The sequence below is a fragment of the Pseudomonas sp. NPDC089422 genome (assembly GCF_044749405.1).
Lineage (GTDB): Bacteria > Pseudomonadota > Gammaproteobacteria > Pseudomonadales > Pseudomonadaceae > Aquipseudomonas.
The window spans coordinates 237,361-263,752 of record NZ_JBIVHW010000003.1 but is presented as its reverse complement, the minus strand read 5'-3'; the positions used below and the strand labels follow the sequence as shown (position 1 = coordinate 263,752).

30 protein-coding genes and 1 tRNA gene are annotated in these 26,392 nt (G+C 63.1%); 5 read left to right on the top strand and 26 right to left on the bottom strand.

Annotated elements, in window-relative coordinates; all coding sequences use genetic code 11:
- The 16 genes from hisS to trmJ all read right to left on the bottom strand — a co-directional run bounded on the left by hisS (nt 1) and on the right by trmJ (nt 13,179).
- Nucleotides 1–1,290 carry a histidine--tRNA ligase gene (hisS, locus tag ACIPZ8_RS07370; protein ID WP_085673698.1) on the bottom strand — a complete coding sequence of 430 codons (1,290 nt, stop codon included), beginning with the start codon at nt 1,288–1,290 and terminating at the stop codon, nt 1–3.
- Between the two features lie 24 nt (nt 1,291–1,314).
- Nucleotides 1,315–2,424 carry a flavodoxin-dependent (E)-4-hydroxy-3-methylbut-2-enyl-diphosphate synthase gene (gene ispG, locus ACIPZ8_RS07365; protein WP_110637517.1) on the bottom strand — a complete coding sequence of 370 codons (1,110 nt, stop codon included), beginning with the start codon at nt 2,422–2,424 and terminating at the stop codon, nt 1,315–1,317.
- A 3-nt stretch (nt 2,425–2,427) separates the two neighbouring features.
- The gene (locus tag ACIPZ8_RS07360) at nt 2,428–3,441 is read right to left on the bottom strand and encodes a RodZ domain-containing protein (protein ID WP_400720985.1); all 1,014 of its coding nucleotides are present in this window, start codon (nt 3,439–3,441) and stop codon (nt 2,428–2,430) included.
- Entirely contained in the window at nt 3,438–4,199 is a 762-nt protein-coding gene (gene pilW / locus ACIPZ8_RS07355; protein WP_400720982.1) for a type IV pilus biogenesis/stability protein PilW, read from the bottom strand. Before pilW ends, ACIPZ8_RS07360 begins: the two co-directional genes overlap by 4 nt.
- Nucleotides 4,200–4,212: 13 nt before the next feature.
- Entirely contained in the window at nt 4,213–5,358 is a 1,146-nt protein-coding gene (gene rlmN, locus ACIPZ8_RS07350) for a 23S rRNA (adenine(2503)-C(2))-methyltransferase RlmN (RefSeq protein WP_054887568.1), read from the bottom strand.
- Between the two features lie 28 nt (nt 5,359–5,386).
- Nucleotides 5,387–5,812 carry a nucleoside-diphosphate kinase gene (gene ndk, locus ACIPZ8_RS07345; protein ID WP_011532343.1) on the bottom strand — a complete coding sequence of 142 codons (426 nt, stop codon included), beginning with the start codon at nt 5,810–5,812 and terminating at the stop codon, nt 5,387–5,389.
- Nucleotides 5,813–5,901: 89 nt separating this feature from the next.
- The gene (gene iscX, locus ACIPZ8_RS07340) at nt 5,902–6,102 is read right to left on the bottom strand and encodes a Fe-S cluster assembly protein IscX (RefSeq protein ID WP_027920277.1); all 201 of its coding nucleotides are present in this window, start codon (nt 6,100–6,102) and stop codon (nt 5,902–5,904) included.
- A gap of 10 nt (nt 6,103–6,112) precedes the next feature.
- A complete protein-coding gene (gene fdx / locus ACIPZ8_RS07335) occupies nt 6,113–6,454 on the bottom strand; it encodes an ISC system 2Fe-2S type ferredoxin (protein ID WP_054887566.1) in 342 nt (113 codons plus the stop codon).
- A gap of 3 nt (nt 6,455–6,457) precedes the next feature.
- Entirely contained in the window at nt 6,458–8,320 is a 1,863-nt protein-coding gene (hscA, locus tag ACIPZ8_RS07330) for a Fe-S protein assembly chaperone HscA (protein WP_400720977.1), read from the bottom strand.
- Between the two features lie 42 nt (nt 8,321–8,362).
- Nucleotides 8,363–8,884, bottom strand: coding sequence for a co-chaperone HscB (hscB, locus tag ACIPZ8_RS07325; RefSeq protein ID WP_400720974.1), 522 nt, complete (start codon nt 8,882–8,884; stop codon nt 8,363–8,365).
- Nucleotides 8,885–8,892: 8 nt separating this feature from the next.
- Nucleotides 8,893–9,216 (bottom strand): iron-sulfur cluster assembly protein IscA, encoded by a 324-nt coding sequence (gene iscA, locus ACIPZ8_RS07320; RefSeq protein WP_023630636.1) that lies wholly within the window; start codon nt 9,214–9,216, stop codon nt 8,893–8,895.
- 35 nt (nt 9,217–9,251) lie between these two features.
- A complete protein-coding gene (gene iscU / locus ACIPZ8_RS07315; RefSeq protein WP_007929523.1) occupies nt 9,252–9,638 on the bottom strand; it encodes a Fe-S cluster assembly scaffold IscU in 387 nt (128 codons plus the stop codon).
- Nucleotides 9,639–9,684: 46 nt separating this feature from the next.
- Complete coding sequence (locus ACIPZ8_RS07310) at nt 9,685–10,899, bottom strand: IscS subfamily cysteine desulfurase (protein WP_027920282.1); 1,215 nt, start codon at nt 10,897–10,899, stop codon at nt 9,685–9,687.
- Nucleotides 10,900–10,945: 46 nt separating this feature from the next.
- Nucleotides 10,946–11,437, bottom strand: coding sequence for a Fe-S cluster assembly transcriptional regulator IscR (gene iscR / locus ACIPZ8_RS07305; protein ID WP_008092572.1), 492 nt, complete (start codon nt 11,435–11,437; stop codon nt 10,946–10,948).
- A 179-nt stretch (nt 11,438–11,616) separates the two neighbouring features.
- Nucleotides 11,617–12,405, bottom strand: a complete 789-nt coding sequence (gene cysE / locus ACIPZ8_RS07300; RefSeq protein WP_152956691.1) for a serine O-acetyltransferase — start codon at nt 12,403–12,405, stop codon at nt 11,617–11,619.
- Between the two features lie 3 nt (nt 12,406–12,408).
- Nucleotides 12,409–13,179 carry a tRNA (cytosine(32)/uridine(32)-2'-O)-methyltransferase TrmJ gene (trmJ, locus tag ACIPZ8_RS07295; RefSeq protein ID WP_400720969.1) on the bottom strand — a complete coding sequence of 257 codons (771 nt, stop codon included), beginning with the start codon at nt 13,177–13,179 and terminating at the stop codon, nt 12,409–12,411.
- A 151-nt stretch (nt 13,180–13,330) separates the two neighbouring features.
- On the opposite strand from trmJ, the gene suhB reads away from it, so the two are divergent.
- On the top strand, nt 13,331–14,149 hold the full coding sequence (gene suhB / locus ACIPZ8_RS07290) for an inositol-phosphate phosphatase (RefSeq protein ID WP_016393981.1): 819 nt from the start codon (nt 13,331–13,333) through the stop codon (nt 14,147–14,149).
- Between the two features lie 56 nt (nt 14,150–14,205).
- Here suhB and ACIPZ8_RS07285 read toward each other — a convergent pair whose 3' ends face one another.
- The 6 genes from ACIPZ8_RS07285 to queA form a co-directional block, all read right to left on the bottom strand.
- Nucleotides 14,206–14,748 carry a glycine zipper 2TM domain-containing protein gene (locus ACIPZ8_RS07285; protein ID WP_400720966.1) on the bottom strand — a complete coding sequence of 181 codons (543 nt, stop codon included), beginning with the start codon at nt 14,746–14,748 and terminating at the stop codon, nt 14,206–14,208.
- A 118-nt stretch (nt 14,749–14,866) separates the two neighbouring features.
- Nucleotides 14,867–15,775 (bottom strand): protein translocase subunit SecF, encoded by a 909-nt coding sequence (secF, locus tag ACIPZ8_RS07280; RefSeq protein WP_400720963.1) that lies wholly within the window; start codon nt 15,773–15,775, stop codon nt 14,867–14,869.
- A 10-nt stretch (nt 15,776–15,785) separates the two neighbouring features.
- Entirely contained in the window at nt 15,786–17,648 is a 1,863-nt protein-coding gene (gene secD / locus ACIPZ8_RS07275) for a protein translocase subunit SecD (RefSeq protein WP_099814287.1), read from the bottom strand.
- 64 nt (nt 17,649–17,712) lie between these two features.
- On the bottom strand, nt 17,713–18,048 hold the full coding sequence (gene yajC, locus ACIPZ8_RS07270) for a preprotein translocase subunit YajC (protein ID WP_027920288.1): 336 nt from the start codon (nt 18,046–18,048) through the stop codon (nt 17,713–17,715).
- Nucleotides 18,049–18,090: 42 nt separating this feature from the next.
- Nucleotides 18,091–19,206, bottom strand: a complete 1,116-nt coding sequence (gene tgt / locus ACIPZ8_RS07265) for a tRNA guanosine(34) transglycosylase Tgt (RefSeq protein ID WP_178120086.1) — start codon at nt 19,204–19,206, stop codon at nt 18,091–18,093.
- A 14-nt stretch (nt 19,207–19,220) separates the two neighbouring features.
- Nucleotides 19,221–20,270 (bottom strand): tRNA preQ1(34) S-adenosylmethionine ribosyltransferase-isomerase QueA, encoded by a 1,050-nt coding sequence (gene queA / locus ACIPZ8_RS07260; protein WP_103445630.1) that lies wholly within the window; start codon nt 20,268–20,270, stop codon nt 19,221–19,223.
- Between the two features lie 108 nt (nt 20,271–20,378).
- Here queA and ACIPZ8_RS07255 point away from each other — a divergent pair.
- The 4 genes from ACIPZ8_RS07255 (at nt 20,379) to ACIPZ8_RS07240 (ending at nt 23,012) form a co-directional block, all read left to right on the top strand.
- A tRNA-Leu gene (locus ACIPZ8_RS07255) sits at nt 20,379–20,463 on the top strand.
- A gap of 370 nt (nt 20,464–20,833) precedes the next feature.
- Nucleotides 20,834–21,481, top strand: coding sequence for a trypsin-like peptidase domain-containing protein (locus ACIPZ8_RS07250; protein ID WP_400721557.1), 648 nt, complete (start codon nt 20,834–20,836; stop codon nt 21,479–21,481).
- 80 nt (nt 21,482–21,561) lie between these two features.
- Nucleotides 21,562–22,041, top strand: coding sequence for a GNAT family N-acetyltransferase (locus ACIPZ8_RS07245; protein ID WP_400720961.1), 480 nt, complete (start codon nt 21,562–21,564; stop codon nt 22,039–22,041).
- An 80-nt stretch (nt 22,042–22,121) separates the two neighbouring features.
- Nucleotides 22,122–23,012: a bestrophin family protein gene (locus tag ACIPZ8_RS07240; protein ID WP_400720958.1), complete on the top strand. Its 891-nt coding sequence runs from the start codon at nt 22,122–22,124 to the stop codon at nt 23,010–23,012.
- A 29-nt stretch (nt 23,013–23,041) separates the two neighbouring features.
- On the opposite strand, the gene phnE is transcribed toward ACIPZ8_RS07240, so the two are convergent.
- The 4 genes from phnE to ACIPZ8_RS07220 are packed head-to-tail and all read right to left on the bottom strand — an operon-like array spanning nt 23,042 to nt 26,275.
- The gene (gene phnE, locus ACIPZ8_RS07235) at nt 23,042–23,809 is read right to left on the bottom strand and encodes a phosphonate ABC transporter, permease protein PhnE (RefSeq protein ID WP_400720956.1); all 768 of its coding nucleotides are present in this window, start codon (nt 23,807–23,809) and stop codon (nt 23,042–23,044) included.
- Complete coding sequence (locus ACIPZ8_RS07230; protein WP_400720954.1) at nt 23,806–24,633, bottom strand: PhnE/PtxC family ABC transporter permease; 828 nt, start codon at nt 24,631–24,633, stop codon at nt 23,806–23,808. The genes phnE and ACIPZ8_RS07230 overlap by 4 nt, the downstream gene beginning before the upstream one ends.
- Nucleotides 24,627–25,424, bottom strand: a complete 798-nt coding sequence (locus tag ACIPZ8_RS07225; RefSeq protein WP_400720951.1) for a phosphonate ABC transporter ATP-binding protein — start codon at nt 25,422–25,424, stop codon at nt 24,627–24,629. Before ACIPZ8_RS07225 ends, ACIPZ8_RS07230 begins: the two co-directional genes overlap by 7 nt.
- Nucleotides 25,421–26,275, bottom strand: a complete 855-nt coding sequence (locus ACIPZ8_RS07220; protein WP_400720949.1) for a putative selenate ABC transporter substrate-binding protein — start codon at nt 26,273–26,275, stop codon at nt 25,421–25,423. Before ACIPZ8_RS07220 ends, ACIPZ8_RS07225 begins: the two co-directional genes overlap by 4 nt.
- Nucleotides 26,276–26,392: the final 117 nt, after the last annotated feature.

Here is a 26,392-nt window from a genome sequence, read left to right as displayed (position 1 = left end):
TTACGCCTGAGCGATCGCGGTTTCCAGGTGCTCAGCCAGAGCATCCCAGGCAATGTTCTGTTGTTCGCCCTGACCACGCAGGGGCTTCAAGCCGATCTCTTGCTTGGCCAGTTCGTCGTCGCCGAGGATCAGGGCGAACAGTGCGCCACTCTTGTCGGCTTTCTTGAACTGGCTCTTGAAGCTGCCACCACCGGCGTTGACCGCCAGGCGCAGGCCCGGCAAACGATCGCGCAGGCCCTCGGACAGGCGCAGGCCGGCCAGTTCCGCCTGCTCGCCGAAGGCGCACAGGTAGACGTCGATGGTGCGGTTGATCGACTCGGGGACCTTGCCGAGGGTTTCCAGCAGCAGGATCAGGCGCTCGATGCCCATGGCGAAACCGACGCCAGTGGTCGGCTTGCCGCCCATCTGCTCGACCAGGCCGTCGTAACGGCCACCGGCGCAGACGGTGCCCTGGGCGCCGAGCTTGTCGGTGACCCACTCGAACACGGTCTTGCTGTAGTAGTCCAGGCCGCGCACCAGCTTGGTGTTGATCACGAACGGGATGCCAGCGGCGTCGAGGCGCGCCTTGAGGCCCTCGAAGTGCACGCGGGAATCTTCGTCCAGGTAGTCTTCCAGCTTCGGCGCGCCGACCAGCACCGCCTGGGTGCCCTGGTCCTTGCTGTCGAGGATGCGCAGCGGGTTGCTCTTGAGGCGGCGCTGGCTGTCTTCGTCGAGCTGCTCCAGGCGCGCCGAGAGGAACTCGACCAGCGCGTCACGGTAGCGGGCGCGGGCTTCGCTGGTGCCCAGGCTGTTGAGTTCGAGCTTGACCGCATCCTGGATGCCCAGCAGGCCCCACAGGCGCCAGGTCAGCATGATCAGCTCGGCGTCGATGTCCGGACCGTCCAGGTTGAACACTTCCACGCCGATCTGGTGGAACTGGCGATAGCGGCCCTTCTGCGGCCGCTCGTGGCGGAACATCTGGCCGATGTACCAGAGCTTCTGCACCTGGCCGTTGCCGGTGATGCCATGCTCCAGCACAGCGCGCACGCAGGCGGCAGTGCCCTCAGGGCGCAGGGTGAGCGAATCGCCGTTGCGGTCCTCGAAGGTGTACATCTCTTTTTCGACGATGTCGGTGACTTCACCAATGGAGCGTTTGAACAGCTCGGTGAACTCGACGATCGGCGTGCGGATCTGGCTGTACCCGTAGGTGTCCAGCAGGCCGGCGACGGTGCCTTCGAAGTAGCGCCAGAGTGGCGACTGCTCTGGCAGGATGTCGTTCATGCCACGGATGGCTTGCAGCGATTTGCTCACGAAAAGTCCTTACGAATCTGTGTGTCAGCTGCGGGCGATCAGCGCCGCGTCAGCCTCGACCTTTTCGGCCGCTTTCTGGCGGATGAGCTTCTCCAGCTCATCGACCAGGTTGTCATTGGTCAGTTTCTGCGCCGGCTTGCCGTCGATGTAGATCAGGTTCGGCGTGCCACCGGTCAGGCCCACGTGGGCTTCCTTGGCTTCGCCAGGGCCGTTGACCACGCAACCGATCACCGCCACGTCCAGCGGCACCAGCAGGTCTTCCAGGCGCCCTTCCAGCTCGTTCATGGTCTTGACCACATCGAAGTTCTGCCGCGAGCAGCTCGGGCAGGCGATGAAGTTGATGCCACGCGAACGCAGGTGCAGCGACTTGAGGATGTCGTAGCCGACCTTCACTTCCTCGACCGGGTCGGCCGCCAGCGAGATACGGATGGTATCGCCGATGCCTTCGGCCAGCAGCATACCGAGGCCGACGGCGGATTTCACCGTCCCCGAGCGCAGGCCACCGGCTTCGGTTATCCCTAAGTGCAGCGGCTGGATGATCTGCTTGGCCAGCAGGCGGTAGGCTTCGACGGCCATGAACACGTCGGAGGCCTTCACGCTGACCTTGAAGTCCTGGAAGTCGAGGCGGTCGAGGTGCTCGACGTGACGCAGGGCCGATTCGACCAGCGCGGCCGGGGTCGGCTCGCCGTACTTCTTCTGCAGGTCCTTTTCCAGGGAACCGGCGTTGACGCCGATGCGGATCGGGATACCCCGGTCGCGGGCAGCGTCGACCACCGCGCGCACGCGGTCTTCACGGCCGATGTTGCCGGGGTTGATACGCAGGCAATCAACGCCAAGCTCGGCCACGCGCAGGGCGATCTTGTAGTCGAAATGGATATCGGCAACCAGCGGCACGCTGACCAGCTGCTTGATCTTGCCGAACGCCTCGGCGGCGTCCATGTCCGGTACCGAGACGCGGACGATGTCGACGCCGGCATCGACCAGGCGCTGGATCTGCGCCACGGTGGCCATCACATCGTTGGTGTCGGTGTTGGTCATGCTCTGCACCGCGATGGGGGCATCACCACCCACCGGCACATTGCCGACCCAGATTTTGCGGGATTCGCGACGTTTGATCGGAGATTCGCCGTGCATGACTTACTGTCCCAACTTCAGGCGAGCGGTCTCGCCACTGGTGAACGGGGCAACATCGACGGCCTGGCCGTTGTAGCTGACCTGGGCGCCGCGGGCAAAGCCCAGGCGTACCGCGAATGGCGGCTTGCCGGTCAGTTCGAGGTTGTCCCCCTTGCGCTTGACGGCGCTGAACAGCACCTTGCCGTTGCCATCGGACACCTGGGTCCAGCAATCGGCGGTGAACTGGATTGCAACCTTGGCGCTGCCGGCCGGCACGGCCGCAGCGGCGGCAGGCTCGGCAGCGGCGACGGCCGGCACGCTGGCTGCTGGCGCTACCGGAGCCGGGGCTGGTGCGACAGCATGGACCGGTGCCTGCTGAACCGGAGCAGGAACAGGCGCCGGAGCCGGTGCAGGCGTAGTCGCGACCGGGGCGGCTTCGCTGGTGGTTTCGGCTGCCGCCTCGGCGGGGGCCTGTTCCAGTGGCAACGGTGCGCTCTCAGGTTGCTGACCCGCAGTCACGGCCTGGTCTTCCGGCTCGTCCAGCGGGTGAATCTGGGTGGTGCCGTCGGCACTTTCGACTTCCACGTGCTCGAGGGCGATCTTGGCCAGGTCCTTGCCTTTCATGCTGCCCTGGTCCTGCCACCAGATGAAGCTGCCGCCGACCACCGCAACCAGCAGCAGCAGGGTGACGCCGCGCATGATGTTGTGCGACAGGCGCACCGGTTCTTCGATGCGACCCAGGGAATGCACTTCGCTGCCCTTGGCGTGGGTACCGGTGTACTGGTCGAAGGCTTCGACCAGCGATGCCTGGTCCATGTCCATCAATTTGGCATAGGCGCGGATGTAACCACGGGCAAACGTATGCCCTGGCAGCTTGTCGAAGGCGCCGGTTTCCACGTGGTTCAGCGAACTTACGGTGAGGTTGAGCTTGCGGGCCACCTCGGCTTGCGACCACTCCCGTTTCTCGCGGGCCTGGCGCAACAGCTCACCGGGGTTCTGGCCAGTCGCTGCTGCTACTTCGGGATGCGCGGCTTTCATCGTTGCTCCGACAGGTATTGCTGATATTCCGGCGTACCGGGATAAAGTCGTTGTAATTGCTGGCCCAGATCGGCCAGGGTGCCCTGCTCGTCGAATACCCGGGCAAGGCGGCTGCCCAGCAGAAGGCTACGGGCGCTGTGATCGCTCAACTGGCTGAAACGATCGTAGTAATCCCGGGCCGGCACATAATGCCTGTTTTCGTAGGACAACTCAGCCATTTCCAGCAACGCTCTGGGCTGGCGTCGGTTGAGTTGCAGGGCCTTGGTCAGATACGCATGTGCCTGGTCGCGATCGTCGAGCTCCAGGGCCGTCAGGCCAAGGTTCTCGTACACCCGCGAACGTTCAGGATACAGGGTATCGGCACTGGCCAGGCGAAACATCTGCTCGGCTTCGGCAAAACGCTGCTGAGCATATAGGAAACTGCCGTAGTTGTTGCGAATTCGCGTGTCGCCCGGGCGGGCGGCCAGCGCTTTTTCGAAGTGCGCCTGGGCAAGGGCTGGCTCACCTTCGGCCTGGAACACCAGGGCCAGGGCCGCGTGAGCGTCGGCATCCCCGGCATCCAGCGCGAGTGCCTTGCCCAAGGGGGCCTTGGCCTGCTGGGTCAAACCTTGTTGCAAATATCCCAGGCCAAGCTGAGTGTAGGCCCGCCCGGCCTCCGCCCGCCCCTGGCGGTTGGCCAGGGGATCGCTCGCGCCACCCGACACGCAGCCGGCCAGCAGCGAAAGCGCAAGGATCGACAGCGCGGCGCGCAGGCTCATGGCAAGGCCGGACTCAGTGACGCACGGCGCTGTCTTGCAGCTCGGCGTCAGCGGACAGCTGGCGGACCGCGATGTAGCGCTCGCTGCGGCGGGTACGGTCGTTGACCTGGCCGACCAGTTGACCACAGGCGGCATCGATGTCGTCGCCACGGGTGGTACGGGTGGTGACGTTGAAACCACCGTGGTGCAGCAGGTCCTGGAAGCGGCGAATCGCGTTGTTGCTCGGCCGCTCGTAGCCCGAATGCGGGAACGGGTTGAACGGGATCAGGTTGATCTTGCACGGTACGTCGCGCAGCAGCTCGATCATCTGCGCCGCATGCTCAGGCTGGTCGTTGACGTCCTTGAGCAGGGTGTATTCGATGGTCAGCACGCGCTTGCCGCCCAGGGTCGACATGTAGCCCATGCACGATTCCAGCAGCATCTTCAGCGGGTACTTCTTGTTGATCGGCACCAGCTGGTTGCGCAGTTCGTCGTTCGGCGCGTGCAGCGACAGCGCCAGGGACACGTCGATGTGCTTGGCCAGTTCGTCGATCATCGGCACCACACCCGAGGTGGACAGGGTGACGCGGCGCTTGGAAATGCCATAGCCCAGGTCATCCATCATGATGTGCATGGCGGCGATGACGTTGTCGAAGTTCAGCAGGGGCTCGCCCATGCCCATCATGACCACGTTGGTAATCGCGCGGTCGATCTTGGCCGGGACGGTCCCGAAGGATTTGTTCGCAAGCCACACCTGGCCGATGACTTCGGCGGCAGTGAGGTTGCTGTTGAAGCCTTGCTTGCCGGTGGAGCAGAAACTGCAGTCCAGGGCGCAGCCGGCTTGCGACGAAACGCAGAGGGTACCGCGGTCGTCGGTGGGGATGTAGACGGTTTCGACGCAGCTGCCGGAGGCAACGCGGATCACCCACTTGCGGGTGCCGTCGGCGGAAATGTCTTCACTGACCACTTCCGGGGGGCGAATCTCGGCAACGGCCTCGAGCTTTTCGCGCAAGACCTTGCCAACGTTGGTCATGGCCGCAAAGTCGGACACGCCAAAATGGTGAATCCATTTCATCACCTGACCGGCACGGAAGCGCTTCTCCCCTATCGAGTCGAAGAACTTTTCCATTTCCGGCTGGGTCAGCCCCAACAGGTTGATTTTGCCAGTAGATGTCGTCATGGATTCACCCTCACCCGTAAGCTTTCGCTTAGCGAGTGGTTACCTCGGTAGCAGCGAAGAAGTAAGCGATTTCGCGAGCAGCGGCAGCTTCGGAGTCCGAACCGTGAACGGCGTTGGCGTCGATCGACTCGGCGAAGTCAGCACGGATGGTGCCTGGAGCAGCTTCTTTAGGGTTGGTAGCGCCCATCAGCTCACGGTTCAGAGCGATGGCGTTTTCGCCTTCCAGAACCTGAACGACAACCGGACCGGAAGTCATGAAGGCAACCAGGTCACCGAAGAAGCCACGAGCGCTGTGCTCGGCGTAGAAGCCTTCGGCTTCGGCTTTGGACAGTTGCTTGATTTTCGAGGCAACGATTTTCAGGCCAGCTTCTTCGAAGCGGGTGGTGATCTTGCCGATTACGTTCTTGGCAACGGCGTCAGGCTTGATGATCGAGAAAGTACGTTGAACAGCCATGGAAAACTCCAGAATATGAGTGTTACGAAAAATTAAACCCGCGAATTATACGCGGGTTCCAGGGGATTGCCTAACCTGCAGCGTCACGCTTAGTCGGCTTCTTCGATCCAGGCCGCCTGGATGGCCTCGAGCACTTTCTCACCGCCACGTGACGGATCGTCGCTGAACTCTGGCAAGGCCAGCACCCAACGGTGCAGATCGACGAAATTCACATATTTAGGATCGACGTCCGGCTTGCTTTCCGCAAGCTGGATGGCGATCTCAAGTACATCAATCCATTTCAGGCTCATGGGGCAAACCTCAGTGCGGCGCTTCGGCAGCGTGGTTGAGCGAATACTTCGGAATCTCGATGGTGAGGTCATCCTCACCGACGATCACCTGGCAGGCCAGGCGCGATTGCGCCTCCAGGCCCCAGGCCTTGTCCAGCATATCCTCTTCCAGCTCGTCGGCTTCCTCGAGCGAGTCGAAGCCTTCGCGCACGATGCAGTGGCAGGTGGTGCAGGCGCACACACCGCCGCACGCGCTTTCCATCTCGATGTGGTGCTCGTGGGCCAGCTCCAGGATGTTGGTGCCTGGCTCCACCTCGACCACCAGCCCGTCCGGGCAGAACTTCTCGTGCGGCAGGAAAATCACCTGGGGCATCGGTTACTCCTCGATCTCATTCAGGTTGCGCCCGGCCAGTGCGGCTTTGACCGTCGAATCAAGGCGACGGGCGGCAAAGGCATCGGTCACTTGCGACAGACGCTTGGTCTGCTGCTCGATGGCCGCGCCATCGGTGCCGCTGAGCAAATCACGCAATTCTTGCATCTGGTACTCGATGGCGACCCGCTCGTCTTCGCTGAGCAGGCGCTCACCGTCGGCGTCCAGGGCGCCCTGCACCGCTTCGAGCAGGCGTTCGCCGTCGACCTGGTGCTCGCGCAGCTGGCGCGCCTGCTTGTCGGAGCCTGCGTGCTCGAAGGAGTCCTTGAGCATGCGGGCAATCTCGCCGTCGGTCAGGCCGTAGGACGGCTTGACCTGGATGCTGGCTTCCACGCCCGAGCCCAGTTCACGGGCGGCAACGCTGAGCAGGCCGTCGGCATCGACCTGGAAGGTCACGCGAATCTTGGCGGCGCCGGCAACCATGGCCGGAATGCCGCGTAGCTCGAAGCGCGCCAGGGAGCGGCAGTCGCTGATCAGCTCGCGCTCACCCTGCAGGACGTGGATCATCATGGCCGACTGGCCATCTTTATAGGTGGTGAACTCCTGGGCACGGGCCACCGGAATGGTGGTGTTGCGCGGGATCACCTTCTCCATCAGCCCGCCCATGGTCTCAAGGCCCAGGGACAGCGGGATGACGTCGAGCAGCAGCAGTTCGCCACCTTCGCGGCGGTTGCCGGCCAAGGTGTCGGCCTGGATGGCGGCGCCAATGGCCACCACCTGGTCCGGGTCGATCGAGGTCAGCGGGGTGCGGCCAAACAGCGCGCCCACCGCTTCGCGCACGCGCGGCACGCGGGTCGAACCACCGACCATCACCACTGCCCCCACTTCTTCCAGCTCGACACCGCTGTCGCGCACGGCGCGGCGGCAGGCTTTCAGGCTGCGGGCGATCATCGGCTCGATCATCGCCTCGAAGGCGGCGCGGCTCAGCTCGCCGCTCCAGGCACCGTGGCTGACGCTGACTGTGTCGGCATCGGTCAGGGCTTCCTTGGCGGCGCAGGCGGCCTGCAGCAGCTGGCGCTGGGTAGCCGGGTCGAGATCGGCGGACAGGCCGGCCTGTTCGATGATCCAGCCGGCGATGGCGTGGTCGAAATCGTCGCCGCCCAGGGCGGTATCGCCACCGGTAGCCAGCACTTCGAACACACCGGCGGTCAGGCGCAGGATGGAAATATCGAAGGTACCGCCACCCAGGTCATAGATGGCCACCAGGCCTTCGGCATTCTGGTCCAGGCCATAGGCCACGGCAGCGGCGGTCGGCTCGTTGAGCAGGCGCAGCACGCTCAGGCCGGCCAGGCGCGCGGCATCCTTGGTGGCCTGGCGCTGGGCGTCGTCGAAATAGGCCGGCACGGTGATCACCGCGCCTACCAGTTCACCACCCAGGGTGGCTTCGGCACGCTCGCGCAAGACCTTGAGGATGTCGGCGGACACTTCCACCGGGCTTTTCGGCCCCTGGACGGTGTCGATGAACGGCATGTGCGATTCACCGCCGACAAAGCGGTACGGCAGCTGCTCGCCGAGCTGCTTCACGTCTGCCAGGCCACGGCCCATCAGGCGCTTGACCGACAGCACGGTGTTCAGCGGGTCACTGGACGCCGCCTCGCGCGCGGCCAGGCCGACTTCGCTGTGACCAGCCAGGTAACGCACCGCCGACGGCAGAATGACGTTGCCCTGCGCATCGGGCAGGGGCTCGCTGCGACCGCTGCGCACGGCAGCGACCAGAGAATTGGTGGTACCCAGGTCGATCCCCACCGCCAGGCGACGCTGGTGCGGCTGAGGGCTTTGACCGGGTTCGGCGATCTGCAGTAGGGCCATGCTTATCTGAATACCTTAGGCGTCATCACGGGCGACACCGGGTTAATCGTCGAGGCGCTCTTCCAGTTGGCGCACTTCTTGGGCGAGCTTGTCGAGGAACTGCATGCGGCGCATCAGGCGTTCGGCCTGGTCGCGCTCGGCAGGCACATCCCAGCAGGCGGCGAAATCCTCGTTGAGCGTGTCCTGGGCGGCCTTCAGGCGCTTCTTGAACACGGCCACGCCATCGAGGTCGGCTTCGTCCTGCAACTCTTCGAGCTCTTCGCGCCACTGCATCTGCTGCAACAGGAAATCAGGGTCATGGACCGTGACTTCCTGGGGCACTTCGTGGCCACCGATAGCCAGCAAGTAGCGGGCACGGCGCGGCGCACTGCGCAGGGTCTGGTAGGCGTCGTTGAGAGCCGCGGACTTTTCCAGCGCTACCCGCTGCTCGCGCTCGGAGGCGTCAGCGAAGCGGTCCGGATGGACCTCGCGGGCCAGCTCGCGATAGCGAGTGGCCAGCTTGTCGAGATCCAGGCGGAAAGAAGGCTGGAGGTCAAACAGAGCGTAATGACAAGGAGTACCCACGGCCAGCCTCAGACGTTGAAGCTTTCGCCGCAGCCACACTCACCGCGCACGTTGGGGTTGTTGAACTTGAAGCCTTCGTTCAACCCTTCCTTGACGAAGTCCAGCTCGGTGCCATCGAGGTACACCAGGCTCTTGGGATCGATGATCACCTTGACGCCATGGTTCTCGAACACCTGATCCTCTGCGGCCAGCTCGTCGACGAACTCCAGCACGTAGGCCAGGCCCGAGCAGCCGGTGGTGCGCACGCCCAGGCGAATGCCCTCACCCTTGCCGCGCCCGTCGAGGGAGCGGCGAATGTGGTTGGCGGCGGCTTCTGTCATGCTGATAGCCATCGGAACTCCTTGAGTCTTACCTTGCAACGGGCGGCTTAGATCAAGCCTTTCTTCTGCTTGTAGTCGCGAACGGCTGCCTTGATGGCATCTTCGGCGAGTACCGAGCAGTGGATCTTCACTGGCGGCAACGCCAGTTCTTCCGCCAGCTGGGTGTTCTTGATGGTTTCGGCTTCGTCCAGGGTCTTGCCCTTCATCCACTCGGTGGCGAGGGAGCTGGAAGCGATGGCCGAACCGCAGCCGTAAGTCTTGAACTTGGCGTCTTCGATGATGCCTTGCTCGTTGACCTTGATCTGCAGACGCATCACGTCACCGCACGCTGGAGCGCCGACCATGCCGGTACCGACATCCGGGTCCTCGGCGTTCATCTTGCCGACGTTGCGTGGGTTTTCGTAGTGGTCGATGACCTTTTCACTGTATGCCATGGTGCAATTCCTTCCTCATCAGGGAGCCGCTCTTGCCGGCGACTGCTTAGTGGGCGGCCCACTCGATCTTGGAGATGTCAACGCCGTCTTTGTACATGTCCCACAGCGGCGACAGCTCACGCAGTTTGTTGACAGCCATGCAGACTTGCTGCGCGGCGTAGTCGACTTCTTCTTCGGTGGTGAAGCGGCCGAAGGAGAAGCGGATCGAGCTGTGCGCCAGCTCGTCGTTGCGGCCCAGAGCGCGCAGTACATACGACGGCTCGAGCGAAGCGGAGGTACAGGCCGAACCGGACGATACGGCGATGTCCTTCAGGGACATCAGCAGCGACTCGCCTTCGACGTAGTTGAAGCTCAGGTTCAGGTTGTGCGGCACGCGGGCAGTCTTGCTGCCGTTGACGTACAGCTCTTCGAGGTCCGAAACCTGCTTGAAGAAGCGGTCGCTCAGGGCCTTGATGCGTACGTTCTCGGCGGCCATTTCCTGCTTGGCGATGGCGAAGGCTTCGCCCATACCGACGATCTGGTGGGTCGGCAGGGTGCCCGAACGCATGCCGCGCTCATGGCCACCGCCGTGAATGATGGCTTCCAGGCGTACGCGCGGCTTGCGGCTGACGTACAGTGCGCCGATACCTTTAGGGCCGTAGACCTTGTGCGCCGAGAACGACATCAGGTCGACCTTGAGCTTCTGCAAGTCGATTTCGACCTTGCCGGCCGACTGGGCGGCGTCGACGTGGAACAGCACGCCACGCGAACGGGTCAGTTCACCGATGGCGGCGATGTCGTTGATCGAGCCGACTTCGTTGTTCACGTGCATCAGCGAGACCAGGATGGTGTCGTCGCGCAGGGCGGCTTCGACCATGGCCGGGGTGACGATGCCGTCTTCGCCCGGTTCCAGGTAGGTGACTTCGAAACCTTCACGCTCGAGCTGGCGAGCGGTATCCAGGACCGCCTTGTGCTCGATCTTGGAGGTGATGATGTGCTTGCCCTTGGTCTGATAGAAGTGCGCCACGCCTTTCAGGGCGAGGTTGTCGGACTCGGTGGCACCGCTGGTCCAGACGATTTCGCGCGGGTCGGCGTTGATCAGTTCGGCAACCTGACGGCGGCCGTTCTCGACCGCTTCTTCGGCTTTCCAGCCGAAGACGTGGGAGCGCGAGGCCGGGTTGCCGAAGTTGCCGTCGACCAGCAGGCAGTCGGCCATCTTCTGGGCGACGCGAGGGTCGACCGGCGTGGTAGCGGAGTAATCGAGGTAGATCGGCAACTTCATGGGTATCTCCTATCAGGCGGTGGCGTCGCTCGTCACTATTAAAAGGTCAGTCGACGGCGGACGTCTCAATCTTGTCCAGCTGGGCGGTACGGCCTGCGACACGCCGCAGGTCCTGGCGCTGGGCGACTTCCTGCACCTCACGGCGCATGACGAGGTCGGCCAGGCTGATGCCGCTGAGGAATTCGTGGATCTGCTGGCTGAGGTCGCACCACAGGTGGTGGGTCAGGCAGGTGTCACCGGCATGGCAATCCCCGAGGCCCTGGCAACGGGTGGCGTCGACCGACTCGTTGACCGCGTCGATGACCTGGGCCACCTGGATGGTTTCCATGCCGCGCGACAGCTGGTAGCCACCGCCCGGACCGCGCACACTGGAGACCAGGCTGCTGCGGCGCAGCTTGGCGAACAGCTGTTCCAGATAAGAGAGGGAAATGCCCTGGCGCTCGGAAATGTCGGCCAAAGACACCGGCCCATGCTGCGCGTGCAATGCCAGGTCGAGCATGGCAGTGACGGCGTATCGGCCTTTGGTAGTCAGTCGCATGGCTAATGGGTACCACGGGAGTTACGGAATGTGTGCGAGTATGCGATTCCCGAGCATTTAAGTCAACTATTAGACCTACTGCTTTAGTCGGATTTGCATCTGGGAGGCGGGCGCGAGTGTAGCAGCAATGGGGCGTGAGCACACGCCCCATATGTCAGAGTGACTTCACTGCGGCGTAATCAATGCGACTGAGTGTCGCGCTGGGCAGCCTGGGTCTCGACGGCGAAGTCATCCTCCGGCAGCTTCGGCAGCTCCTTGGCACAATAGTCGCTACCCATCTTGGTCAGCGCGCCACACATGCCCTCCAGGCGCTCGTCGACGGCCTGCAGGTGGTCGAGCATCTGACCGATGGCGCGGGCCACCGGGTCCGGCATGTCGCCACTGACGCCGTACGCATCGAAGCCGATCTTCTCGGCCATGGCCTTGCGCCTGGCCTCGAGCTCGGTGTCCTCGCTGTTCTTGACGATGATCCGCCCCGGGATGCCGACTGCAGTGGCGCCGGCCGGCACCGCCTTGGTCACCACCGCGTTGGAGCCGATCTTGGCTCCGGCACCGACCGTGAACGGGCCAAGCACCTTGGCGCCCGCCCCTACCACCACACCGTTTTCCAGGGTCGGATGGCGCTTGCCTTTGTTCCAGCTGGTGCCGCCCAGGGTCACGCCCTGGTAAAGGGTGACATCGTCGCCGATCTCGGCGGTTTCGCCGATGACGATGCCCATGCCGTGGTCGATGAAGAAGCGCCGACCGATGGTCGCGCCGGGATGGATCTCGATACCGGTCAGCCAGCGGCCGAAGTTCGACACCAGGCGGGCCAGCCACTTGAAATCGCGCTTCCACAGGGCGTTGCCCAGGCGGTGCAGCCAGATGGCGTGCATGCCGGGGTAGCAGGTCAGCACCTCGAAGGCATTGCGCGCCGCCGGGTCACGATGGAATACGCTCTGGATATCTTCACGCAGACGCTCGAACATCTGTCAGTCCTTCCGTTTATGCGGCTCGCCCCGGACAACCTTCTGGGTCTCGGTGAGGATGCCGCGCAAAATGCTCATTTCCGAACGATTGACCGAGCTGCGCCCGTACAGCCGGCGCAGGCGCGGCATCAGGTGCTTGGGCTTCTCAGGGTCGAGGAAGCCGATGTCCACCAGGGTTTTCTCCAGGTGTTCATAGAACAGCTCCATTTCGTCCATGGTCGCCAGCTCGTTGCTGCGCAGCGAGTTGGCATCGAACTTCTCGACTTTAGAGGGCACGCCTTCGACTGCCAGCCAGGCCATGCGCACCTCGTAGGAGAGCACCTGGACCGCGGCGGCAAGGTTCAGCGAACTGAAGTCGGGGTTCGAGGGAATGTGCACGTGGAAGTGACATCGCTGCAGTTCTTCGTTGGTCAGGCCGGCGTGTTCGCGCCCGAACACCAGGGCGATCTCTTCACCGCCGCTGGCGTGCTCCACGGCCTTGGCCCCGCATTCGCGCGGGTCGATCAACGGCCAGGGGATGCTGCGCTCACGGGCACTGGTGCCCATGACCAGGCTGCAGCCGACCAGCGCGTCTTCAAGGCTGTCGACCACCTGGGCATTGGCCAGGATGTCGTCGGCGCCCGAGGCGCGCGCAGTAGCGTCACCGGACGGGAACTCTTTTGGCTGCACCAGCACCAGACGCGACAAGCCCATGTTTTTCATGGCACGTGCAGCGCCGCCGATGTTGCCGGGGTGGCTGGTATTGACCAGAACAACACGAATATTTTGCAGCAAGGTGTTGTGCTCACAGATGCAGGTTGGGGGGAAATCGATCTTACAGAACCGACCAGCGTAACGCCATGAAAGCAAATGTGACACTTCTGCCGCCAAACTTTTCTGCTAGAATGTTCGGCTTTCTTCTTTAACATCTCCAGGTGACCCGCCCATGCAGCCTATGCTGAATATCGCCCTGCGCGCCGCTCGCAGCGCCAGTGAACTGATTTTCCGCTCCATCGAACGCCTGGATAGCATCAAGGTCGACGAGAAAGAGGCCAAGGACTACGTCTCCGAAGTGGATCGCGCCGCCGAGCAGAGCATCGTCAACGCCCTGCGCAAGGCCTACCCGAACCACTCCATTCAAGGTGAAGAAACCGGCCTGCACGCCGGCACCGGCGAAGAAGGCAAGGACTACCTGTGGATCATCGATCCACTGGACGGCACCACCAACTTCCTGCGTGGCATCCCGCACTTTGCTGTCAGCATCGCCTGCAAATACCGTGGCCGCCTCGAGCACGCCGTGATCGTCGACCCGGTTCGCCAGGAAGAATTCACCGCCAGCCGTGGCCGTGGCGCCCAGCTCAATGGCCGTCGCCTGCGCGTCAGCTCGCGCACCAGCCTGGACGGCGCCCTGCTGGGCACCGGCTTCCCGTTCCGTGACAACCAGATGGCTGACATGGACAACTACCTGGGCATGTTCCGCGCCCTGACTGGCCAGACCGCCGGTATCCGCCGCGCCGGCTCCGCCAGCCTGGACCTGGCCTACGTGGCTGCCGGCCGTTTCGACGCCTTCTGGGAGTCGGGCCTGTCCGAGTGGGACATGGCAGCAGGCGTGCTGCTGATCCAGGAAGCCGGTGGCCTGGTGAGCGACTTCAACGGTGGCCACGACTTCCTCGACAAGGGCCATATCGTTGCAGGCAACATCAAGTGCTTCAAGGCCGTACTGACCGCTATCCAGCCACACCTGCCAGAACACATGAAGCGCTAAGCGCGGATTGCAGGCAAAAAAAAGCACCCATCAGGGTGCTTTTTTTTGCCTGCCGCTTACTGCCCGGCTTCGCTGAGGATCAGCTTGCCATTCTTGTCCACAGGAATGGTCGAACCCGGCTCGCGGTCCATCTTCACCTTGCCCACCTGATCACCAATGGAATAGGTCACGTTGTAGCCCACCACCTTCTCACTGATATCGTTGACCGTGTTGCAGCGGGTTTGCGTGGTGGTATAGGTGTCACGCTCCTGCATGCCTTCCTGCACCTTGTTGCCGGCATAACCACCGCCGACCGCACCGGCCACGGTGGCGATCTTCTTGCCAGTACCACCGCCGATCTGGTTACCCAGCAGGCCGCCCGCCAAGGCACCGACCACGGTACCGGCGATCTGGTGCTGGTCCTTGACCGGCGCCTGACGGGTCACGGTGACATCCTTGCAGACTTCGCGCGGGGTCTTGACCTGTTGCTTGATCGGTTGCACGTCGGTGACCTGGGCGTACTCAGGCCCCTTGTTCACCAAGCTGTAGGTGGCAACAGCACCTCCGGCAGTAACACCGACAGCACCCAGCACAGCGCCTACGAGCATTGATTTGTTCACATGAACCTCCTGTTGTACCTGCAGGGCTAACCTGCTTTCTCCAAGCCTTGGAGCAAAAAAAAAGGCGCGAGTTCAACACTCGCGCCTTTTTGGTCGCCGAACGGCGTAGGACTAATCCTTAAGGACGGTCATCCACACCTTCGTTTTTCGCAGGCGGAATCAGGTCTTCACTGTTCAGGTTCAGCCAGATCAGTACCACGTTGGCGATGTAGATCGACGAATAGGTACCGGCCATGACACCGATGAACAGCGCCAGCGAGAAGCCGAACAGGTTATCGCCACCGAAGAACAGCAGAGCAGCGATCGCCAGCAAGGTCGAAACCGAGGTGGCGATGGTGCGTAGCAGGGTCTGGGTGGTCGAGACGTTGATGTTCTCGATCAGCGAGGCCTTGCGCATTACGCGGAAGTTCTCACGCACCCGGTCGAAGACGACGATGGTGTCGTTCAGCGAGTAGCCGATGATCGCCAGTACCGCCGCCAGCACCGTCAGGTCGAAGGTGATCTGGAAGAACGACAGGATACCCAGGGTCACCACCACGTCGTGGATCAGCGAGACGATCGCGCCCACGGCGAACTTCCACTGGAAGCGGAAGGCCAGGTAGATGAGGATGCCGCCCAGTGCCAGGAGCATGCCGAGGCCGCCCTGGTCACGCAGCTCTTCACCGACCTGCGGGCCGACGAACTCGACGCGCTTGAGGGTGGCCGGGTTGTCGCCGCCAGCCTTCTGCAGGGCCGCGCCAACCTTGGCACCCAGCTGCGGGTCATCGCCCGGCATGCGCACCAGCAGGTCGGTGGTGGCGCCGAAGCTCTGCACCACGGCCTCGTGGAAGCCGGAATCGACCAGCTCGGCACGTACTGCCTTGAGGTCGGCCGGGCGCTCGTAGGTCAGCTCGATCAGCGTACCGCCGGTGAAGTCCAGGCCGAAGTTCAGGCCCTTCTGCCACCAGCTGAACAGCGCCAGCACGGTGAGGAGCACGGTAACGGCGAACGCGACATTGCGCACGCCCATGAAGTTGATGGTTTTCATCGCAGCTCCCTCAAACCCACAGCTTCTTGATGTCACGCCCGCCGCAGGTCAGGTTGACCATTGCACGGGTCACCATGACGGCGGTGAACATCGAGGTGAAAATCCCGAGGGACATGGTGACCGCGAAGCCCTTGACCGGGCCGGTACCCATGGCGAACAGGATGCCGCCGACCAGCAGGCTGGTCAGGTTGGCGTCGATGATCGCGGTATAGGCGCGGTTGAAACCTTCGTGGATGGCGCGCTGCACCGACATGCCGGCATTCAGCTCTTCGCGGATACGCGAGAAGATCAGCACGTTGGCGTCCACCGCCATACCCATGGTCAACACGATACCGGCGATACCCGGCAGGGTCAGGGTCGCGCCCAGCAGCGACATCAGCGCCAGCAGCAGGACCATGTTGCCCGCCAGGGCGACGGTGGCGATCACACCGAAACCGCGGTAGATGGCGATGATGAACAGCGAGACGAACAACATGCCCCACAGCGACGCATCGATACCCTTGGTGATGTTGTCGGCACCCAGGCTCGGGCCAATGGTACGTTCTTCGGCGAAGTACATCGGCGCAGCCAGACCACCGGCACGCAGCAGCAGGGCCAGTTCCGACGACTCACCCTGGCCGTTCAGGCCAGTGATGCGGAACTGGCTGCCCAGCGGCGACTGGATGGTCGCCAGGCTGATGATCTTCTTCTCTTCCTGGAAGCTCTGTACGGCAACGTCCTTCTCGACGCCATCGACAGTCTGCTTGACGTAGCGGGTGACCGGCTTCTGCTCGATGAAGATCACCGCCATGCTGCGACCAACGTTGCTGCGGGTCGCACGGCTCATCAGCTCGCCACCGTGGCCATCCAGGCGGATGTTCACCTGTGGGCGGCCGTGCTCATCGAAGCTGGCCTGGGCATCGGTGACCTGGTCACCGGTAATGATCAGGCCGCGCTCGACAGCAGCGGAACGGTTGCCTTCACGGAACTCGAAGACTTCGGTAGTGGCCTTGGAAGCGCCCGGCTCGGCACCGAAGCGGAACTCCAGGTTGGCAGTCTTGCCGAGGATACGCTTGGCTTCGGCAGTGTCCTGCACGCCCGGCAGCTCGACCACGATGCGGTTGGCGCCCTGGCGCTGCACCAGCGGCTCGGCCACGCCCAGCTCGTTCACACGGTTGCGGACGGTGGTCAGGTTCTGCTTGATCGAGTATTCGCGGATCTCGGCGACTTTCGCCTGGGTCAGCGCCAGACGCAGCACGGCGAGCTCGTTGCGCTCGGTGGTGGTCAGGTCGAAATCATTGAAATTCTTGCGGATCAGGGCACGTGCCTGTTCGCGGGTAGCATCGTCAGCGAAGCCCAGCATCACACCGCCATCCTGCTGCGGCAGGCTGCGGTAGCGGATGCGCTCTTTGCGCAGCAAGGTCTTGACCTCGCCTTCGTAGACTTTCATGCGGGCGCTCATGGCCTTGTCCATGTCCACTTCCAACAGGAAGTGCACACCACCGGACAGGTCCAGGCCCAGCTTCATCGGGCTTGCACCCAGGTTGCGCAGCCATTGCGGGGTAGTCTGGGCCAGGTTCAGGGCCACGACGTAATCATCGCCCAGTGCCTTGCGCACTACATCCTTGGCTGGCAGTTGATCTTCCTGGTTGGTCAGGCGAATCAGCCCACTGCCCTTCTCACCCAGGCTCGCGCCCTTGACGGTGATACCGGCATCGACCAGCGCTTTGCTGACGCGGTCGAGGTCGGCCTGGTTGACCCGCAGCGCCGAACTGGCACCGCTGATCTGCACCGCCGGATCATCCGGGTAGAGGTTGGGAGCGGAATAAATGAAACCGATCGCCAGTACCACCAGGATCAGTGCGTATTTCCACAGAGGGTATTTGTTCAGCATCACGCCGCCCGTTCAAAGCGCGGGGCGCTTTGCGCGCCCCGACTGGAAAAATGAAACCGGTAACTCAGATAGCCTTGAGCGTACCTTTTGGCAGGGTGGCCGCGATGGCACCCTTCTGGAACTTCAGTTCGACGGTGTCGGAAACTTCCAGGACCACGAAGTCATCGGAAACCTTGACGATCTTGCCGGCGATGCCGCCGTTGGTGACAACTTCGTCACCTTTCTGCAAGTTGCTCAGCAGGTTCTTCTGTTCTTTGGCGCGCTTGGACTGCGGGCGCCAGATCATCAGGTAGAAGATGACCAGGAAACCGACCAGGAAAATCCATTCGAAACCGGTGCCGGCTGGGCCAGCGGCAGGTGCTGCAGCGTCCGCGTAAGCGGCGGGGATCAAGAAGCTCATTGGGCACTCCTAATGTAATTTTCTAATAATGGATGCGAACAGTCAGTCCAAAGGCGGCACAGGCAGCCCGCGTTTGGCGTAGAAGGCGTCGACAAAGGCGGCCAATTTACCCTGTTGAATAGCCTCGCGTAAACCGGCCATCAAGCGCTGGTAATGGCGCAAGTTGTGGATGGTATTCAGCATGCTGCTCAGCATTTCGCCGCACTTGTCCAGGTGGTGCAGATAAGCGCGGGAGAAGTTGGTGCAGGTATAGCAGTCACAGGTCGGATCCAGCGGCGAATCATCGTGGCGATGGAACGCGTTGCGGATCTTGATCACCCCTGTATCGACAAACAGGTGGCCGTTGCGCGCGTTGCGCGTGGGCATCACGCAGTCGAACATGTCGACGCCGCGGCGCACACCCTCAACCAGATCTTCCGGTTTGCCTACCCCCATAAGGTAACGAGGTTTGTCAGCCGGCATCTGGTCCGGCAGGTAGTCGAGCACCTTGATCATTTCGTGCTTCGGCTCGCCGACCGACAGGCCGCCGATGGCCAGGCCGTCGAAGCCGATGTTTTCCAGGGCTTCCAGCGAGCGCATGCGCAGGTCCTGGTACATGCCGCCCTGGACGATACCGAACAGCGCCGCGGTGTTGTCGGCGTGGGCATTCTTCGAACGCTGGGCCCAGCGCAGCGACAGCTCCATGGAGGTACGCGCCACGTCGTGCTCGGCCGGGTATGGCGTGCACTCGTCGAAGATCATCACGATGTCCGAGCCCAGGTCGCGCTGCACCTGCATGGACTCTTCCGGGCCCATGAACACCTTGGAGCCATCGACCGGCGAGGCGAAGGTGACGCCCTCCTCCTTGATCTTGCGCATGGCGCCCAGGCTGAATACCTGGAAACCACCGGAATCGGTGAGGATAGGGCCTTTCCACTGCATGAAGTCATGCAGGCCGTTGTGCTTCTTGATCACCTCGGTACCCGGGCGCAGCCACAGGTGGAAGGTGTTGCCGAGGATGATCTCGGCGCCAATGGCCTCGATGTCGCGCGGCAGCATGCCCTTGACCGTGCCATAGGTGCCCACCGGCATGAACGCCGGGGTCTCGACCGTGCCACGGGGGAAGGTCAGCCGACCACGACGGGCCTTGCCGTCGGTGGCCAGCAGTTCGAACGACATTCGACAGGTGCGACTCATGCTTGATCCTCTGGGCCGCGTGGCGCCGGATTGCGGGTAATGAACATGGCATCACCGTAACTGAAGAAGCGGTAACCGTTGTCGACCGCCGCCGCATAGGCAGCCATGGTCTCGGGGTAACCGGCGAAGGCCGAGACCAGCATCAGCAGCGTGGACTCCGGCAGGTGGAAGTTGGTGACCAGGCAATCGACCACGTGGAATGGCCGGCCCGGGTAGATGAAGATGTCGGTGTCACCACTGAAGGCCTTGAGCACGCCATCGCGCGCCGCGCTCTCCAGCGAGCGCACGCTGGTGGTGCCGACCGCGATCACCCGGCCGCCACGGGCGCGGCAGGCCTCGATGGCGTCGACCACATCCTGGCTCACTTCGAGCCATTCCTTGTGCATGTGGTGGTCTTCGATCTTGTCGACCCGCACCGGCTGGAAGGTGCCGGCGCCCACGTGCAGGGTGACGAAGGCACGCTCGACGCCCTTGGCGGCGATCTTCTCCAGCAGCGCTTCGTCGAAGTGCAGGCCGGCAGTCGGCGCAGCAACTGCACCGGCGCGTTCGGCGTAGACGGTCTGGTAGCGCTCACGGTCGGCGCCTTCGTCGGGGCGGTCGATGTACGGCGGCAGCGGCATGTGGCCGACGCGATCGAGCAGTGGCAGCACCTCTTCGGTGAAGCGCAGCTCGAACAACGTGTCGTGGCGGGCGACCATTTCGGCTTCGCCACCGCCATCGATGAGGATCACTGCGCCTTCCTTCGGCGCCTTGCTGGCACGCACATGGGCCAGCACGCGATGGCTGTCGAGCACACGTTCGACCAGCACTTCCAGCTTGCCGCCGGAGGCTTTCTGGCCAAACAGCCGCGCAGGGATCACCCGGGTGTTGTTGAACACCATCAGGTCGCCCGGCCGCAGATAGTCGAGCAGATCGGGGAATTGCTTGTGCGCCAACGCCCCGCTCGGCCCATCGAGGACCAGCAGACGGCTGCCATGGCGCTCGGCCAGAGGGTGGCGGGCGATCAGGGAATCGGGGAGTTCGAAAGAAAAATCGGCGACGCGCATGATGATGTTCGGGTTCGACAGGGCCGGGAAGTTTAGCCCAATGCGTGAAAATTGACCATGAAAGCCGATTGACCGGCTTGGACGACCTCTCTATACTGCGGCGCCTAAGCCCTGATGGCGGAATTGGTAGACGCGGCGGATTCAAAATCCGTTTTCGAAAGGAGTGGGAGTTCGAGTCTCCCTCGGGGCACCAAGATCCAGAAAAAAACGACCTTATGGTCGGTTTTTTTGTGCCTGTCATTCAGCGTTTACTGCCTCCGGTGGAAGTGGGTACATCCACGAAGAGGCCATCTGCCCTATCCAGCTCAATGCAGCTCAACCCAGCTCATTCGTCCCGAGAAGCCAAAACCTCCTACCTTTTGACGCCACCCCAACGACCGCGGGCCCTACAGGTATCCAGGGAATCTATTGGCTATCAACCCAGTGATGGCCATAAGCTGTCACTCGTCGATGATATGCCAAAAGTATTGATGCCGTGATGTCACTTGGCCATAGTGACACCCCCTTCATCCTTCATCACTGCGTGCCCCATGAACAAAACCGCGCCCTGTCTGGCAGCAATGATGCTGCTGAGTGGGTGCAATGGAATGCCAACCGCATACGTTTCAGACCCCGTCTACGACCAGGCTTTTGTCGTTACTTCCGGTGCCCCCGTCCCGATGCTGCTGATGGCCAGTGCCATCCAGTGGAACGAAGACTACGCCGTCACTGCCAAGCACACCCCGTTCCTGCGCAACGTGGTGCATGAGGGCCTGGGAGACGTGGTGTTTTTCAAGCACAAGGCCAGCAAAGTGCCGCAGTGGCGCCAGTTCGTGCCGGGCGAATCGGTGACTGCGGTCGGCTTCAACAGCTTGATGATGCCGGTGCAGGGCAAGGGCCACACGCTCGACTCGCTGGTGCGTCTCGAAGGCACGCCGGGGAGTGTTTTCTACGCGGTTCATGATGGCCCAATCACCAAAGGCATGTCTGGCGGCCCGGTGTTCGCCGATGACGGCAAGGTGGTCGGCATGAATGTCGCCTACATCGCCAAGGACGGGATCGATGCCCGCAACCGCCCGGACCTGGCAGACAAGGCGCGGGTCAGCGTGTTCATGTCGTACAGCGAGATCGACAAGGAATGGCGGCGTTTCCAGTACCTGGCGCACAAAGGCAAGCCGCACGGCGCGCCTGCTGCGGTCAAGGGTTATGTGGCAGTGGCCAGCAAGCCTTGATCCACCGTTGCGGGCCAACATGATACGGTTGCGGTCGACACTGATGATGTGCCCAGCACATTCGCGCAAAAGGACCTGCCATGCACCTTGTCCACCGCCCCGTTCATTCCAGTGACATCCCGGCCATCTGCTGCTTCCCGCAAGGCCCGGACGAGCTGTTCTACATGTTCCCCAAGGCCACCTACCCGCTCACCCCTGCGCAATTGAGCGACGCCATCGCCCAACGCAGCGGTTCGACCGTGGTCGAAGGCGACGGCCTGGTGCTCGGTTTCGCCAATTTCTACAAGGCCGAGCACGGCGGTATCTGCGCCCTCGGCAACGTGGTCGTAGCCCCCACCGCTCGCGGTCAGGGCGTGGCGCGTTACCTGGTGCAGAGCATGATCGACCTGGCCCGTGAGCAGTTCGCGGCGCGGGAGGTGTGGGTGTCGTGCTTCAACCACAACACCGCGGGTTTAGTGCTTTATCCACAGCTTGGCTTCGTGCCGTTTGGCATCGAGGAGCGGCAGGCTCAGGATGGCAGGCGGGTAGCCTTGATACAGATGAAACTACACGTCCAGTAACACCCTTGGACGAACAGCTGCGAACCATAGACGCCCCTCGACGTCCCATCCTGCATCCCCGGCTTTTCGAGGCAGCTCGTGTGAAAGACGTCATCGCCCGCAAATACCGCCTGATCGTCAAGACCTTCGGCTACATCGGCTGGTCGCTGTTCTGGCTGCTGCTCTGGGACGTGCTGGTCACCATCGACTTCATGCTGTTCTTCAACAGCAAGTTCACCCTGCCGCTGATCCCGCTGACCTTGCTGGGTTCGGCGCTGGTGGTGCTGGTGAGCTTTCGCAACAGCAGCGCCTACAACCGCTGGTGGGAAGCGCGGACCTTGTGGGGGGCGCTGGTGAACGGTTCGCGCAGCTTCGCCCGGCAGACGCTGACGCTGATCGATGACGTCGAAGATGGACTGAACCCGGCCAAGGCGACCTTGTTGCGCCGGCACATCGCCTATGTGAACTGCCTGGCGGCGCATCTGAAGGGTGAGGCCTGCCCGGACGAACTGATGGCGTTCATCCCGCCGGCAGAGTTCGAGCGGCGCAACCGCTCGAACAACTTCGCCAACGATATCCTCAGTGGCTCGGCCGCGTTGCTGGCACGGGAATACCAGGCCGGGCGGCTGGACAGCATTCGCCTGGCGCGGCTGGAGTCGACACTGGTGGACCTGTCCAACGCCCAGGGTGGCATGGAACGGATTGCCAATACGCCGCTGCCCTATCCCTACGTGTACTTCCCACGGCTGTTCATCACCCTGTTCTGCCTGATCGTGCCGGTGGGGCTGGTGGAGTCGCTGGGCTGGTTCACGCCGCTGGCATCGACAGTGGTGGGGTTCATGCTGCTGGCGATCGAGCGGATCGGGACGGATCTGCAGAGCCCGTTTCGCTTCAGTGAGCATCAGATCCAGATGGACACCATCTGCGAAACCATCGAGCGGAATCTGGAATCGATGCAGCGGGAAGCGCAGTGTGGGGAGTTGGTGCAGTAAGGGGGCCGCTTCGCGGCCCCGGCTATCTGTCAGGCCCGCACATACCGCTGGCGCAACACATCACTGAACGCATCCACCAGCAGCACCAGCAGCAACATGGCCATGATCACCGTACTGGCCTGGGCCTCCTGGAACAGGCTCAGGGTGGTATAGAGCATCTGCCCCAAGCCCCCTGCCCCGACAAACCCCAGCACACTGGCCATGCGAATGTTGTTTTCCCAGCGGTACAGGCTGTAAGCGAGCAACTGCGGCCACAGGTTCGGCAAGGTCCCGAAACAGAACGCGACCACCTGCCCTCCGCCCTGCAGGCGAATGGCCGCGGCAGGCTCTGCCGGCGCATTCTCCAGTGCCTCGGCGAACAAGCGCCCCAACACGCCGGAGGTGTGCAGCGCCAGGGCCAAGGTACCGGCATTGGGCCCCAGGCCCGCCGCCAGTACCGTCAAGGCCGCCCACACCAACTCCGGAATGGCCCGCAGGGCATTGAGCAGCAAGCGTGCCAGCGACTGTAGCGGCCAACCGAAGCGCCCTGCCGCCGGCAAGGCCAGCAGCATGCCAAGGACTATCGCCAGCAAGGTGCCCAGCCCGGACATGGCCAGAGTCTCCATGGCACCCCGCCCTACCGCCTGCAGGTGCTCGCCGGACAAGTCCGGATGCAGGAAGCGGCCGGCATACTCGCCCATCTGCCCCAGGCCGCCATCACCCACCAAGGCCTGCAGGTCGAGTTCCAGATAACCGAACGACGCCACCACCGCCACCCCGATGGCGACGATCACCAGCAGGTTGATCACCCGGTTCATGCCAGCCTCCCACGCAGGAAGCGGCTGAGCAGGTCGGCCAGCAGCACCAGGCCGAGGAACGCCAGCAGCATGCTCGCCACCTCGCCCCCGGCGAACATGCGCATCGACAGGTCGATCTGCTGCCCCAGTCCGCCAGCACCGACAAAGCCCATCACCACCGAGGCGCGCACGGCACATTCCCAGCGGTAGACGGTGTAGGACACCACTTCCGCCGAAGCACTGGGCAGGATACCGTAGAAGAACGCCGCCAACCGCCCACTGCCGGCCTGCAGCAAGGCATGCGCCGGGCGCTGGTCGACCGATTCGAAGATTTCCGCGTAGACCTTGCCGAGCATGCCGCTGTAGGTGATGGCGATGGCCAGCACCCCGGCCGTCGGCCCCAGGCCCACGGCCCGCACGAACAGCAGCGCCCAGACGATCTCCGGCACGCTGCGCAGAAAAATCAGCAAGCCGCGCACGGGCAGGCGCAACAAGCGCGACCACGGCCCGGCCCGGCCACCCCGGGAGGCAGCGCGCAGTGACAGCGCACGGCTGGCCAGCAGGCTGGTCGGGACCGCCAGCAACAGCGCCAGGGCCATGCCGGCTGTCGCCACGGCCAAGGTCTGCAAGGTGGAGTCGTACAGCAACCTGAGGAATTCGGCACTGTGCGCCGGCGGCCAGAAGGCACTGGTGAAGCTGGCAATCTGCTGCCGGTTCTCCGCCTGCAGCAAGACGCCCGGGTTCAGTTCGCTCAATTGCAGCCCAGGCCACAGCACGGCCAACGCCAGAAAGGTCAGCAACAAACGCGGCAACGCAGCCGGGTCGCGGGCGTCGGCCTTCAGCATCGCGGAATCTGCACGGTCAGGGTCGGCCCCTGGGCTTGCGCTGGCGAGCCCAGTTGCTCGTTGGCGTACAGGGCATCCAGCAATTGCTCGGTCACCGCCTCGGCCGGGCAGTCGAACGCCACCTGCCCTTCGCGAATACCGATCACCCGCGGAAAGTGCGCCAGCGCAAGGTCCACCGCATGCAGGCTGGCCACCAGGGTCACGCCATTGGCCACGGCATGGCGATTGAGCAATGCCAGGCTGTGATCGGCCAGCACCGGGTCCATGGCCGACACCGGCTCGTCAGTCAGCAGCACTTCCGGGCGCTGATACAACGCCCGGGCGATGCCGACCCGCTGCAACTGCCCGCCGGACAACTGCCCGCACTGGACGAACAGCTTGTCGGCCAGGCCCAGCTCGGCCAAGACCTGGCGCGCGCCGGGCACATCAGTCGGATACACCAGATTGAGCAGGCCACGCAGCAGGCCCCACTGCCCCAGGCGCCCCGCCAGTACGGCCGTCACCACCCGTTGGCGTGGCGGCAGCGGCGGCGCCTGGTGCACCAGGCCAATCCGCGCGCGCAGGCGCTGGCGCGCGCCGGCAGACAACGCCCAAGGCTGCTCACCGAACACTTCCAGGTGCCCGCTGCTGGGCTGCACGGCGGTGGCCATCAGGTGCAGCAGGCTGGACTTGCCGGCCCCCGAGGGGCCGATGATCGCTACCCGCTCACCCTTGGCGATGCTCAGGCTGATCGAATCAAGCGCGCGGACCTGGCCGTGGCGCAGGCCGGCGCCGTGTACATGAATAGTCACTTGAGCAGGCCGGCCTCACGTGCGGCTTGCTCGGTGCCTGCATAGTTTTCAGGCTTGGTCTCGATGAAGCGGCTGGCCGCCTGCAGGTCGAGGATCGCCTTGTGCTCCGGGTTGGCCGGGTCGAGGTCGAGGAAGGCCTTCTTGATTTTCGCTTTCAGCGCCGGGTCCATGTTGCCGCGCACGGTCCAGTTGTAGTCGTAGTAGGCCGGCGTGGTGGCGAACACCTTGACCTTGCTGGTGTCGACCTTGCCGGCATCAACCAGCTTCTGCCAGACGCTGGCATTGAGCACGCCGCCATCGACCTTGCCGGCCTGTACCCAGGCCACGGTCGCGTCATGGGCACCGGAATAGGCCACACGGCTGAAGTAGCTCTCAGGCTTGATGTTGTCTTCCTTGAGCATGAAGTAGCGCGGCATCAGGCTGCCCGAGGTGGACGAGATCGAACCGAAGGCGAACGACTTGCCCTTGAGGTCGGCCAGGCTCTTCACGGCCGGGTTGGCGGTGATGAACTTGGAGGTGAACTGGGCGTCCTGTTCACGCTGCACCAGCGGCGTGGCGGTCGGGTCCTTCAGGTGTACCTGAACGAAGGTGAAACCACCCAGCCAGGCCATGTCCAGGCGGTTGCTGGCCAGCGACTCGACCACCGCCGGGTAGTCGGCGACCGGAACGAACTTCACGTCCATGCCCAGTTGCTTGGACAGGTACTTGCCCAATGGCTCGAACTTGCGCAGCAGTTCGGTCGGTGCTTCGTCAGGGATGGCACTGACCCGCAAGGTATCGGCAGCCTGGGCGACTACGGCACAGCAGGACAGCACGAGGCCGGCGGCGAGCGCCAGGGGGCGTTTGAGCATGGGAGTTCTCCGGTTCAATAGCGGGGAAAGTGCCGGCACGCGCCGACGATGGGAATTATAAGAGTCGCAGGCGCAAAGGCCAGCTTTGCTACAATCGCGCAACAAATTGATCCCCTG